At 34.8% G+C, this 12,494-nt stretch carries 16 protein-coding genes, 1 tRNA gene and 1 pseudogene; 11 read left to right on the top strand and 7 right to left on the bottom strand.

Annotation, left to right across the window (positions count from 1 at the left end; translation table 11 throughout):
* Nucleotides 1-337 precede the first annotated feature (337 nt).
* Nucleotides 338-601, bottom strand: coding sequence for a hypothetical protein (locus EVI01_RS12385; protein ID WP_010751933.1), 264 nt, complete (start codon nucleotides 599-601; stop codon nucleotides 338-340).
* Nucleotides 602-981: 380 nt separating this feature from the next.
* Nucleotides 982-1,131, bottom strand: coding sequence for a hypothetical protein (locus EVI01_RS13765; RefSeq protein ID WP_010751932.1), 150 nt, complete (start codon nucleotides 1,129-1,131; stop codon nucleotides 982-984).
* A 309-nt stretch (nucleotides 1,132-1,440) separates the two neighbouring features.
* On the opposite strand from EVI01_RS13765, the gene EVI01_RS12380 reads away from it, so the two are divergent.
* Complete coding sequence (locus EVI01_RS12380) at nucleotides 1,441-1,641, top strand: cold-shock protein (RefSeq protein ID WP_010751931.1); 201 nt, start codon at nucleotides 1,441-1,443, stop codon at nucleotides 1,639-1,641.
* A gap of 177 nt (nucleotides 1,642-1,818) precedes the next feature.
* Here the strand turns inward: EVI01_RS12380 and EVI01_RS12375 are convergent, their stop codons facing one another.
* From EVI01_RS12375 to EVI01_RS12365, 3 genes are read right to left on the bottom strand one after another with little or no spacing between them, the layout of a single operon-like run.
* Nucleotides 1,819-2,205 (bottom strand): TIGR02328 family protein, encoded by a 387-nt coding sequence (locus EVI01_RS12375; RefSeq protein ID WP_010751930.1) that lies wholly within the window; start codon nucleotides 2,203-2,205, stop codon nucleotides 1,819-1,821.
* 32 nt (nucleotides 2,206-2,237) lie between these two features.
* Nucleotides 2,238-2,483: a helix-turn-helix domain-containing protein gene (locus tag EVI01_RS12370; protein WP_010751929.1), complete on the bottom strand. Its 246-nt coding sequence runs from the start codon at nucleotides 2,481-2,483 to the stop codon at nucleotides 2,238-2,240.
* 29 nt (nucleotides 2,484-2,512) lie between these two features.
* The gene (locus tag EVI01_RS12365) at nucleotides 2,513-2,773 is read right to left on the bottom strand and encodes a hypothetical protein (RefSeq protein WP_010751928.1); all 261 of its coding nucleotides are present in this window, start codon (nucleotides 2,771-2,773) and stop codon (nucleotides 2,513-2,515) included.
* 559 nt (nucleotides 2,774-3,332) lie between these two features.
* On the opposite strand from EVI01_RS12365, the gene EVI01_RS12360 reads away from it, so the two are divergent.
* A tRNA-Ile gene (locus EVI01_RS12360) sits at nucleotides 3,333-3,406 on the top strand.
* Nucleotides 3,407-3,730: 324 nt separating this feature from the next.
* On the opposite strand, the gene EVI01_RS12355 is transcribed toward EVI01_RS12360, so the two are convergent.
* Nucleotides 3,731-4,222, bottom strand: a complete 492-nt coding sequence (locus EVI01_RS12355) for a cysteine hydrolase family protein (RefSeq protein ID WP_010751927.1) — start codon at nucleotides 4,220-4,222, stop codon at nucleotides 3,731-3,733.
* Nucleotides 4,223-4,243: 21 nt separating this feature from the next.
* Complete coding sequence (locus tag EVI01_RS12350; RefSeq protein WP_010751926.1) at nucleotides 4,244-5,053, bottom strand: Cof-type HAD-IIB family hydrolase; 810 nt, start codon at nucleotides 5,051-5,053, stop codon at nucleotides 4,244-4,246.
* Nucleotides 5,054-5,373: 320 nt separating this feature from the next.
* Between EVI01_RS12350 and EVI01_RS12345 the strand changes: the two genes are divergently transcribed.
* The 9 genes and pseudogenes from EVI01_RS12345 to EVI01_RS12305 all read left to right on the top strand — a co-directional run.
* On the top strand, nucleotides 5,374-6,231 hold the full coding sequence (locus EVI01_RS12345) for a glycosyltransferase family 8 protein (protein ID WP_010751925.1): 858 nt from the start codon (nucleotides 5,374-5,376) through the stop codon (nucleotides 6,229-6,231).
* The gene (locus EVI01_RS12340) at nucleotides 6,224-7,126 is read left to right on the top strand and encodes a glycosyltransferase family 8 protein (RefSeq protein WP_010751924.1); all 903 of its coding nucleotides are present in this window, start codon (nucleotides 6,224-6,226) and stop codon (nucleotides 7,124-7,126) included. The genes EVI01_RS12345 and EVI01_RS12340 overlap by 8 nt, the downstream gene beginning before the upstream one ends.
* A 41-nt stretch (nucleotides 7,127-7,167) precedes the next feature.
* Nucleotides 7,168-7,518 (top strand): iron-sulfur cluster biosynthesis family protein, encoded by a 351-nt coding sequence (locus EVI01_RS12335; protein WP_010751923.1) that lies wholly within the window; start codon nucleotides 7,168-7,170, stop codon nucleotides 7,516-7,518.
* A 27-nt stretch (nucleotides 7,519-7,545) separates the two neighbouring features.
* Nucleotides 7,546-8,484 carry a magnesium transporter CorA family protein gene (locus tag EVI01_RS12330; RefSeq protein ID WP_010751922.1) on the top strand — a complete coding sequence of 313 codons (939 nt, stop codon included), beginning with the start codon at nucleotides 7,546-7,548 and terminating at the stop codon, nucleotides 8,482-8,484.
* A 29-nt stretch (nucleotides 8,485-8,513) separates the two neighbouring features.
* Entirely contained in the window at nucleotides 8,514-9,407 is an 894-nt protein-coding gene (locus EVI01_RS12325) for an SDR family oxidoreductase (RefSeq protein WP_010751921.1), read from the top strand.
* Nucleotides 9,408-9,429: 22 nt separating this feature from the next.
* Complete coding sequence (amaP, locus tag EVI01_RS12320; protein WP_010751920.1) at nucleotides 9,430-9,999, top strand: alkaline shock response membrane anchor protein AmaP; 570 nt, start codon at nucleotides 9,430-9,432, stop codon at nucleotides 9,997-9,999.
* A 15-nt stretch (nucleotides 10,000-10,014) separates the two neighbouring features.
* A complete protein-coding gene (locus tag EVI01_RS12315; protein ID WP_010751919.1) occupies nucleotides 10,015-10,197 on the top strand; it encodes a DUF2273 domain-containing protein in 183 nt (60 codons plus the stop codon).
* A gap of 15 nt (nucleotides 10,198-10,212) precedes the next feature.
* Entirely contained in the window at nucleotides 10,213-11,040 is an 828-nt protein-coding gene (locus EVI01_RS12310; RefSeq protein ID WP_010751918.1) for an Asp23/Gls24 family envelope stress response protein, read from the top strand.
* Between the two features lie 478 nt (nucleotides 11,041-11,518).
* Nucleotides 11,519-12,494: pseudogene (locus tag EVI01_RS12305) on the top strand (cell wall protein); the annotation flags it as partial.

Raw genomic sequence — 12,494 nt, 5'->3', positions numbered from 1 at the left:
AAAAAGTAAAACACATGAGTTATCTGAAAATATCTGGTCTGAAGATAAAACATTAGAATCTTCTCTTATGCTCAACTTTTTGTTTTAGCGGTTTTTAGAAACAAAAAACTAGCTTTGTTTCATGCTTCAAAGTTATCACTTTAAAGCGTAAACAAAACTAGGATTTTTTTTACCCCATCGATTGACATCGGTGAGTTCTTCAAGCTGTAAAGCTTTCTTCTTATGAAGAACAAAAATGAGATTGGAAGCAACAGCTTGTTTCTATTGTTCACTACATATTTATTGTAGGAAAGTATCGTTTTGTACCTGCTGTTTTTTTTACATTGTATGAAAAGATCTATTTTTTTTTAATAATAAAAAAGACCAGCAGTGAATAGAAGATTGTAGAAAAGGCAAGGCCTTTAAGGTAAAAATCGAATAAATGTACGGGTTGAGCATAAGAATACTCAAGAATTTTAATCATAAAATAAATCGATGGAAATGAAGAAACAAACATGAGTAAATCATATTTGTTCCATTTCGTATAAATAAATAAAAACAAGATAATACCGATAAAAGGAACCCAAAACAATAATTTACTTACAGTAATCATCGTACCCATTCTTATTCAGCCTCCACAACACCTAGATCATAGCACGAGGGAAAAAAACGGCAAAAAATTTTGAACTAAAGCTCTTGATTTTTAATGGTACACTCATCATTCATTATGTATTAGTTAATAAAACCGAGGAAAATCATGAAAGTATTGAGGGAATCCCTTTAATATGTGTTTAATGGTCTAACTGTTAGATAAGGAAGTGGGTTTACAGATGTTTTTGGTGAGGAGGAAGCATTGGTAGTGTCTTTTTATATAGAAAAAAGCTTGAAGAAAGGGTAATGCCATAAGACAGCCTTTGAGACAACAAAAAAGCACCTACCATTGGATGATTAGGTGCTTTTAAAGTGAACTAGAACTGCCATCGTTCATTGAGTTTTTCACTCCTATGCGGATTTTTTCAATTCTTGTACAGCTTGTTCGATCGTAACTCCAGTAGCTACACGATTAGAATCCGCTTTGTCAAATACAACAAATAGATTTAAATCAGTGTTTAGAGTTACTCGATATTGTAAGTCTTTGTTATAGAATGTCATATTCATTCTCCTTTCTTAAATTTCTACGAAAGGCAACTATACGTTGATAACGAAATTCCACTTATCATTATATCAGATAGAAAAATGAAAAGCTACTTAAGAAATAGTAAAGAAAAATGGCACGTTCGAAGAAAGGAGCAACAAAATAAAATGTTATGGTTGTCTTTTTTTAAAAGACATGCTATAGTAAATAAGTAATCTATTTTGAAACGTAATTTGAGCTAACTATTTTAGTTTAAGACTCCTTTTGCCTATCAATAATTTATTGCAATAAAATCGTACGTTGATACGTATTAGGAGGAAATATATATGAATAACGGTACAGTAAAATGGTTTAATGCAGATAAAGGTTTTGGTTTTATCACTGCAGAAGATGGAAATGATGTTTTTGCACATTTCTCAGCAATCCAAGGTGAAGGATTCAAAACATTAGACGAAGGTCAAGCAGTGACTTTTGATATCGAAGATGGACAACGTGGCCCACAAGCTGTAAACATCTATAAAGCATAATTTAAACGATTGAAAACTACTCTTATCAAAAGAGTAGTTTTTTTGTTTTCTAAAGGATTTTTTGCAAGAACTTGCGTAGAGAAGTGACACAAAAATTCTGAAAAGTTCAATCTACAAGAATCGGCAAACAAGGAAGCTTATTTCCTGAAGCTAGGTACCATTTAAAAAACAATCGTTTTACGTTTTATCGCTCCTAGCATAGTTTAAATCAATGCCTTTTTGTTTAAGATTGGTCAAGCAAGTCATGAGATAGCTTTCATCATGTTCGGGATAAATTGGTGTGGTAAGTGTGATTGGTTGAAGAGGAGAATAAGCGGCACAATGGATTCCGCGGTATTCAGGTACATACCATTCTTCAGCAGGTCGATAACCGCGACGGTGCATTTCGTTTAAAACGAGACAATGGTATTGATAAAGTTTGTATGGAGAGTAACGAAAGACATAATCCACTGTTGCATGCTTCTTTCCCCAACCGTTACCTCGAAGTGCGCAGCATTCTCGATGTTGTCCTAACAGCTGTTGTCTAGGAAGAAGAGAAAGCAATTCTTCATGCCATAAACGCATATTTTTCCCTCACTTTCATTAAAAAGAACGCACTAGATCACGCGTTCCGGTTGTTCAGATCGCCCAATAAGGTAATCGACAGAGACATCATAAAAATCAGCAAGGAAGATCAATTCTACCACACACGGACATTTTTCCCCTTTTTCGTATTGCTGATAAACTTCTACAGAAATGTCCGTTTGCTCAGCGATGTCAGAAATGGACAATTGATTCTTTTTTCTCAAAAAATCTAGTCTACAACGAAGTGTATCTAATAAAATAGCTTCTTCGATACTCATGAAAAAACTCCTTTCGTTATTTACATCCTTCATTTGTTAATTTTTTTATTTAAATAAACCAAATAAGCAATTGGTAAAAGTAGCGATAAAATCAACCCGATCAATTCAGCAATAAATAATTGATCCGATTCAAAATATTGATAATTCAAAATTTTATACGAAAAAAATAGGGCAGGTAAAGTAAGAAACGCTAAAATAAGACGTTCCTTGTTCCAATTTATTAGATAACAAATAATGGGAACGAGAATGATGGTAGGAATAGAAAAAATCAATTGGCTTAACTTTATCATATTATTAACTCCTATATATTTTCGTTTGTATTTACTATGGTTTTTGATAATAAATAATGCTCTAAGACTAGTAATGAGTAACCAACTACGAATTTTCACATAGATTTAAAAACGGAATAAATCAGAATATTCTAAAATATAACCCCAATAAAAGATAACATTTTATAGCTTGTATAACAAATGATATGCTAAAATTTGATGCTAGAAAAAAATAGAAAACGGTCCCAGAGAAAATGACGGCGTGGTGGTCAAAGGAGTGAATTGGATATAATAAAATGGTCGCATTAAGTAGAAAGGGGAATCCTATTTTTAGTTAACAAAGCGATAAATAACGAACAATTAGTTACGATTGAACATCATACCTTAATAAAACAGCTAAAAATGACTTATGTATTCTTCCTTATGTACAAAAACAAATTTATTTTATTGATTATAACAATATAGCTATAGAAAATAAACAAAAAAAAGTGACAATAACAGAGTTTTTAAATTTATAAAATAATATTGTCTCTATTGCCTCTACATGATATAGTTAAAAGTGGATAAAGCATTTCAGTCCGTACCCTTAGCTCAGTTGGTTAGAGCTGACGGCTCATAACCGTCCGGTCGTAGGTTCGAGTCCTACAGGGTACATAAAAAATAGCAGATACACACGCATTTAAAACGATCATGTTTTTTTAGTAAAAAGTGTATAAAATTAAGAGATGTTTCAAAATAAAAAAATTGATCGCACATAGTTTTTGAAAGTAGAAACTAGAGTAACAGCAGAAGAAAGATGGTCAGAAGAAGACAAGTAAAAAATAAATATCCTATACTGATACAGCTTCAAATAGTTGTTAAATGAAGAAGGAAAAGTAAGGTTGACAGAGTAATGACTGTCGAAGAAATTTATTTATAAAGCGCACGATATTCATAAAAAAGAGGAGGGGTGACAAGATGTTTGTCAGCCCTCCTTTTTCATTTTATCTCTACATTGAAATCTTTAAGGAGCTCAAGCGCTTGGTTACCATGTTTATTTTCTGAAACAAAAGAGGTATCGATGAAAAAATCAGCCTCTGGAAAGATACTTTGTAAAGCTATCGTATTGGACAAAACACAAAGATTTGTTTCGATACCGACCATTTCGATTTGTTTGTTGGCATTATCTTGAGGAAAAGCCTCTTGTTTAACTGTCAGTAATGCTTCTGGAGGCATGGTGAAATAGTATTTTTTGATGACTCTTTCATTTTCTCTGGGTGACAGCAACGAAATGATCTGTAAATCTTCTTTTTCTTCATCTTTTCCTTTTCGCTGTACAGGGATATCTCTAGTAAATAAAATAGCTTCCTTATTTTTTCGAGCTTGTTCTAATCGCTTCTTGATTTTATTCAATAATTTTTCAGCATTAGGAACATAGTATTTACTATCTGGATCAAGAATATGATTTTGCATATCAACCACAACTAACACTTTTGATCCTCTCCTTATTTATTAATAATAATTATTGATGATATAAGCAACGCCAGCTTCTTCATTCGTCTTTGTCACTTCATCCGCAATATTTTTAACTTGTTTTTTAGCATTTCCCATAGCAATGCTTGTACCGCTCACTTTTAACATGGCAATATCATTTTCTTGATCCCCAAATGCGACAATCTGATTGGGTTCAATTCCTAAATAATCTGCTAAAAAAATCAATGAATGGGCTTTTGTGACATTTTTTGGAGTAATTTCTAAAAAATGTGGGTCAGAAAAGACTGAATCAATGCCGTCTTTTTTTAAATCTTGTTGTAATTTTTGCAATTTATTTTCGTCTTTGTCTGTTAAAGCCAATTTCAAATAGCTAACTGAAGGACCTTCTAATAATTTAGTAATTTCATCAAACGATTGATTTTGTAAATTGAAATGTTGGTAGTAGGGATCATCCTTCACTAAGTTAGATTCGTCAAATGTTAACTGATCATCTTGTGTTTCTCGACTAGCTATGATAGATATTTTTGCTTCTTGTGCTAAGAAAAATGCACGTTTAAGGGTAGAAAGTTCAATTTTTGAACGTTTTAGTACCTTGACAATGGTTCCTTTTCTCATTTCGGCAACAAATGACCCATTGGAAGAAATCAAATAACCACCAACTCCTAACTCTTCAAAAACATCTTTGGCAGAAATGCTGTTTCTACCAGTTGCAATCGTGACAATTCCTCCATGTTGATCAAAATTTTGTAGTGCTTCAATATTTTCTTGAGGTATTTTTCCACTTCGATCAAGTAATGTACCATCTAGATCAATTGCCGCTAATTTCATATTATCCGCTCCCTTTGTTTCTTGCTTACTCTAAGATTAAATGAGAATTTCATAAAATAAAAATAAAATGCTTTACACTTTTGAATTTTTTCAAAAAACATTCTCGAATTTCACAAACCATATATAGGTAGAGATCGAATTGCTAAAACTGAATAATTAGACAGAAAAACGGATAAGTTAACGTTTTCAAATAGAAGAAAAAGCATAAATTTTATGAATTATTCAATGAAAACGAAGCATATCTTTTGCTTTAAAGTTTATTGAGGCATATTCTGGATATAGAAAAGGTTAGAAAAAGATTAGAAAAAGGAGTGATTTTAATGGAGATGAATCATAGTATCGTTCCAGTAGTAACTGCTTCAGATGAAAATTACGCTCCTTACTTAAGCGTGATGATTGCCACTGTACTGGAAAACTCCAACAAATCCAGCCACATTTATTTTTACGTCATTGATGATGGAATTTCTGAATATAGTAAAGAAGGGCTAAGACAAACGGTACGTAACCATTCGTCAAAAGCTGAAATTCAATTTTTGACAGTTGATAAAGATGTTTATGAAGATTTTCTAGTGAGTGACCATATTACGACAACTGCATACTTAAGAATTTCTTTACCTAAAATTTTAACAAAATACCACTATAAAAAAGTACTTTATCTTGATTCCGATATTTTGGTGCTAGATGACATTGTTAAGTTATACGATCAACCATTAAATAATCAAACGATTGGTGCGGTGATTGATCCAGGTCAAACCAAAGCATTGAGACGTTTAGGCATTGATTCAGATGCTTATTACTTCAATTCTGGCGTGATGGTCATTGATATTGATCAATGGAATAAAAAGAAGATCACCGAAAAAACCATTCATTACTTAAAAGAAAATGGCGATCGAATTATCTATCACGACCAAGATGCCCTTAATGCTGTACTGGTAGAAGATTGGGCGCAATTAGAACCAAAATGGAATATGCAAACGTCTTTGATTTTTGAACGTCATAAAGCACCAAATGAAACGTATGAAAAATTATACAAAGCTGGCATTCAATCACCGTCGATTGTGCACTTCACGGGCCATGACAAACCATGGAATACATTGAAAGATCATCCTTATACAAATGTATATTTAAAAAAATTAGCGCATAGCGTGTTAAAGAAAGTAGGAGAGGTAAATGAATAGAAGAAAAGAAATCGCGATTGTTTCAAGTTGTAATACCAAATTTGTGCCTCATCTAGCGGCGCTGTTTGTTTCAGTTTTAGAAAATAGTGATCCAAAAACTTTTGTCCGTTTTTATGTGATTGATGACAACATTGATTTAGAAAGCAAAAAATTATTACGTTTTTCAATTAAAAATTCAAGAATGAATACAGAAGTGGAATTTTTGAAAATTAATAAGAAATTTTTCGAAAATGTGGTAACGAGTGATCGTATTCCAGAAACAGCCTATTATCGTATCGCAATTCCAGAATTATTTAGAGGGAAAAACGTTGAACGACTTTTGTACATGGACTGTGACATGATTACCGTCAAAGATGTAACTCCACTTTGGGATTTAGAATTTGATGGAGCCATTTTGGCAGCAGTAGAAGATGCTGGTTTCCACCAACGTTTAGAAAAAATGGAAATCCCTGTTCAATCGACTCGTTACTTTAACTCAGGATTAATGCTGATCAATGTCGAAAAATGGTTAGAACAAGACATTACCAAAAAAGTACTGACCTTTATTGAAGAAAATCCTGAAAAATTACGTTTCCATGACCAAGATGCATTAAATGCGATTTTACATGATCGCTGGATCCCATTACATCCAAAATGGAATGCGCAAGGTTATATCATGGCAAAAGCCAAACAACACCCAACAGCGCAAGGGGAAAAAGAATACGAAGAAACTCGTAAAGACCCTTCCATCATCCATTTTTCTGGGCATGTGAAACCTTGGAGCAAAGATTTCAAGGGTCCAACGAAAAAATATTATGATAAATATGCCAATATGACTGCGTTTCGTTGTGTGGCGAAATTTCCCAAATACCCATTGTACGCAAGAATCAACCGCAATACAGAAGTAACACGCTAAAAAAGGAGAAACTTACCAAAAAAATAAAGGAGATGATGTTTATGGAAATCACGATGACAAAAAATGCGATGGAGGCACTGATTGAAAAAGTGGGGGAAGATTCAAAAATTGCTTTAGCATTCATTGACTCTTCTGATCCGTTTTTAAGAGACAAAGGCGCTTGTGCAAAAGGCAGTTTTTTTCAAATCATCCCCTTCTTTACGGAATTTGGAAAATATGTCAACAAAATTGAACATCCTATGTTGGAAATCTACACGTCTAAATTAGAAGCTTCTTACTTAGGAAGACACTTAAACCTTGCTTACAACAAACAATTAAATAGTTTTTCACTGGAAAATGAAATTGTCGTGTTGGATCACAACATTAAGTTAAATAATTGTTTCTTTAGTTAATACGTGGCTTAGAAAAGGAGAGGACGCATGCTGGACGATTACTTTATAGGAAGAAAAGGAGTAATAGCGACAGATGAAGACCAATCCAATTGGCTCGTGATTGACAGTAGTAACACCAAGGAAATCGAACAGGTAATTGAACGATATGAATTACCACAAGATATCTTCGTGGGTGTCTCTTATCCCGAAGAAGTCTCGAGAATGGAAGAACTAACAGGAACTTCTTTAAACCAGCCGATTTCCTTAGTGTTACTCAATCTGTCGAATGAAAAAGAGACCATTGAAAAAAGGCTAACTCCGATTTCTTTTGTCCATTCGAATGATCTGTTAATAAGTTGTGTGGATAAAAAAACTGATTTTTTCGTTCGCTTAATCGAAAAATATGGGCAGGTGATCAACACTTTCGAAAAAGCCATCGCTTATTCCATATTAGAGATTTACACTCATTTTGTGAAAGAGTTAAAAGTAATGAAAAAGAAAATTGATGCGTTAGATAAAGAAGCACGTAAAACGACTGAAAATGAAGAACTATACAAACAAGCCGATTTAGAAAGAGAAATTGTCTACATTGATCATACGTTACGTGATCAAAAAGCCACCTTAGACCAATTATGGGAATCTGAATCTTTCGTAAAGAAACTGACTGATGACGGCTTACTTTATGACATCCAATTAAGACAAAGGCAAGCAGAAAAGATGATTTTGATCTATAGGGATTTATTAGAAAGCATTGGGGATCTTTTTAATGGGATGATGGACAATCATCTTAATCACCTCATGAAATACCTCGATTCTGCAGCTTTGATCATTTCTATTCCGGCATTAATCGCTGGCATCTGGGGAATGAATACCGGTGGTCTGCCGGGTGAACGTTCAGGGTTAGGCTTTTTGTTTGTGCTCATTGGTTCGATCGTTGCAGCAGGGATCGTCGGGTACCACTTATATAGAAAAGATTATACAAAATAAAAAGGTTAAAAAACATGAGGAGGATAAACATGACTGAACCAAATTTAATTGATCCAAGAAAACTTTATCATACAGAGGAATTTCCTAAACAAGACCAAGATACGCCGGCTTTACAAAAAGACATGCAACCAGAACCGGATTGTGGGGAAGAGTCTTATCAAGGAACGAATCAATTAGAAAATCGTCGAGTATTAATTACCGGAGGCGATTCAGGAATTGGACGGGCAGCAGCGATTGCTTATGCCAGAGAAGGGGCTGATATTGGCTTACAATTTTTCCCAGGTGAAGAAGAAGATGCCAAACAAGTGGCTTCTTACATCGAAAAAGCAGGGAGAAAAGTCGTTCTTTTACCTTATGACCTACGCGATGAATCAGCTCCCAAAGAAATCGTTCAAAAAGTAGTCTCAGAACTTGGTGGTCTTGATACATTAGTTTTAAATGCCGGACAACAAATTTCTTGTCCAGCTATTGAAGAAATACCAATGGAACAAGTTAAAGATACTTTTATGGTCAACATCATTGCCATGTTTGCGATCGTCAAAGAGGCTGTTCCTCATATTCCAGCTGGAGGCGCTATCGTTACGACGACATCGGTACAAGCGACGAACCCAAGTGAACATCTTTTGGATTACGCCGCCACAAAAGCAGCCATTGCAAACTTCACACTTGGTTTAGCAAAACAGCTAGCACCAAAAGGGATTCGTGTGAACGGTGTTGCTCCTGGTCCAATTTGGACACCTTTACAATTAGACAAAGGGCAACCAGAAGATTCCATTCCAGAATTTGGACAAAAGAGTTTACTTGAACGTGCCGGACAACCTGCTGAATTAGCACCAGTCTATGTCTTTTTATCTTCCAACAAAGCGAGCTATGTGACAGCCCAAATTTATGGTGTCACAGGCGGAGAAGCAATCAACTTATAAAATAGTATCAGGAGGTGCAAGTATGAATAAAGGAACAAAAACCATTGGGGTCATTTTTTCACTCCTGCTTTTATCGATTCTTTTGTTTGTGGCATTGATCAGTGTCATTTATCCATTGTCTGAATCATTTGAACGCTTTCGTTTCCTTACAGTCACGAATTACTATGTGCAACAATATGTCTTTTGGGTAGCGGTCGCATTATCCATCCTTTTAATCATTGCTTTATTGATTTTGATTTTTTACCCAAAAACGATTGGCACATTCTTATTGAAAAAAGGCGATGGGGAATTAACACTTGATAAAAAAGCAATTGAAGGAATGGTTCGTTCTCATTTAAACGAAGAAGAATTTATTCAATCGCCAAAAGTAAACGTCAAAGCCACAAAGAACAAAGTAGCTGTTGCCATTAAAGGTGAATTGAAACGCACATATTCTTTGATTGGTAAAACTGGCACTTTAATGGAAGAAATTGAAAAAGAAATCAAGCAACTACTTGGTACAGATGAACCAGTTAAAGTCTCAGTAAAATATACTGGGTATCAAGCACCAACCAATAAACATCAGTCAGATGAACACGCACGAGTGGAATAAGGAGGATCAGGCATAATGAATGAATTATTTGAAACATACAAGCTGCCGATCATCTGTGGCGCAATAGGGTTGATTTTAGCTATACTGCTGATTTCAGTCGGCTTCTTTAAAACCTTGTTGCTAATCCTGATGGCCATTCTAGGCATTGCTGTCGGCATGTATTTAAAACAAACTAAAATTTTTGAACACAAATCTTAGGAGGATACGACGATTATGACAAACGATTATAAAAACAACAACCAAACAAATCACACAGATAATAAAAATACCCCAATTTCAGCACATCCAGATCCAACAGTGCCAAATCAAGCCAATGGGGTACAAGATGAGAAAGACAAGGTAGCACCAGTTTCGGCTCACCCAGATCCAGTGGTACCAAATGTAGAAGAAAAAGTGGCACAAGAAACCAAAGATACACCAAAAGACCAAGGTCCTCACTTAGGAAAACATGAAGATCATCCAAAACCACCAACTCCAGGGACTACGCCACCAAAACCAGGCGTTAATCCACCAAAACCTGGTGAGCCAAAAGACAAAAAAGACTCACCAGAAAGCTCGAACGACGAAGTGGAGGCAATGAAAGGTGATGTCACTTATGATGACAAAGTGATCCAAAAAATCGTGGGTATTGCCTTAGAAAAAGTGGATGGGTTACTAACCGCTGACGGTGGATTTTTCTCTAATGTAGCGGAGAAATTAGTGAATACAGACAATGTTACAGCGGGAATTGATACCGAAGTCGGTAAAAAAGAAGTAGCAGTCGATATGAAGATCGTTGTCGAATACGGCAAAGACATTGAAGACATCTACAAACAAATCAAAGAAATCATTGCTAAAGAAGTCGGAGCAATGACACACTTAAAAGTTGTTGAAGTCAATGTTGACGTGGTAGATATCAAAACCAAAGAAGAATACGAAGCCAATAGTGAAACAGTTCAAGACAAAGTCACAAAAGCAGCCAAAGCTACCGGTCAATTTGCTTCTGAACAAACTGAAAAAGCTAAATCAGCCATTGAGCAACAAACAAATAACGAACAATAAAATCAATCATTAAGGTATTGAAAAAACAGAAGTAGAGCGATTTAGCTCGCTTCTGTTTTTTTATAGTGAAGATAAGACCAAAAGAGACGAGTGGCAACTTTTAATTCTTCAAGCAAGCTCGTTAGCCCTCGATAGAACAGCTTGCTTGAATCTTAAACTAAACCATTTTCTTCCATTTTCTTGCTAGAATGTTTGTCATTTAAAATGGGTTAGTTCCCTAACAAAGTTTTCCAATCAATTACTTCCTATACATAATGAAAAAATGACGTTTCATAATTATCACATTCCCTTTAAGCTTAAAGAAGTAAGGTTTTTATTTAAAGATTTCTATGTGAACATAACAAAAGGAGTGAATAAAATCAATCAAAAAATGCAACTAAATACATAACATTGAGAAGATATGAAGGTGTTTTTTTATCAAAGTAACAGGCCTTCATTTGAGTCGTTCATAAATAAAGACATATAAGGGAGGATTTCATTGAAAACAAGAAAAAGGTTATTAAATAGCACCTTGATTTTAGCACTCGCTTTTGGCCAAACAAGTGGCACCATTGTTGAAGCTGTTTCCGTGTTAAATACAGTTAGTAGCAGCACAACGAAGAAAGAGACAGAAAAAAAGGAAGAAACAACAAGCAAGACCAGTAAAAAAGCCACTCAATCAACCAAAGAAGAAAAGAAAGAAGAAGTAAAGAAGGATACCGAAACAAGTACAATCCAAGGTAGGAGTCTTGTTCCTTCGGCAAGAGTGTCAGAGGAAAATCCGACTTTTACTTTAGCGAAGCCAATTCCTGATGATATTGGGGTACCTAGTTCAGATCTTGATAGAAAAGTTGGTGACCATATTATCTCATATATAAGAAATAAGTTTAACGATATTATTCATAGCACTACGGATAATTATGAAGTTGGTAATAAAATAATCTATCAATTGGAGAGTGTAATTGCAAACTACAAGAATAAGACACCTGCTGGATTTTGGGATAAATGGGATTTTGCTGGTGCAACGCCGAATTGGTTGGGATTATTAAGAAAAGAAAGTGCAGGCACAGGAAAGGATATTTATTACGTAACTGCAACGTCAGAAAGTGGTAATTGGCAAATTCATATTAGCCCTCCTGACTCAGCTGCTGATGCATTGAATAATGTTACAAAAGAGAATTTGTATGTAACATTCACACGGTTAAAGGTAGCTCCCTCCCAAAAAGAAATTTTTAAAATACCTAAATTTCTTTGTTTCTACTATGGTGACGGTACACATTTCCAAACTAGAGCTATGTATCTCCCGCTTGAAATAGTTACTGAGTTTCAACATGCACAAAACGCAATTGGTCGAATAATGGTTAATGTCAAATCAGGTGACCATACATTAGGCGAACATCAATCAACGATCCCTAATCCAGAAGAGTATGTAACTGCTGAAAATACCCGTGGAAAAGTCACTTATGAATGGATAA

Origin of the sequence: Enterococcus villorum (genome assembly GCF_007990225.1) — a bacterium.
Classification (GTDB): domain Bacteria; phylum Bacillota; class Bacilli; order Lactobacillales; family Enterococcaceae; genus Enterococcus_B; species Enterococcus_B villorum.
Note: the sequence above shows the minus strand (reverse complement) of the source record. Positions and strands in the feature narration are given on the sequence as shown.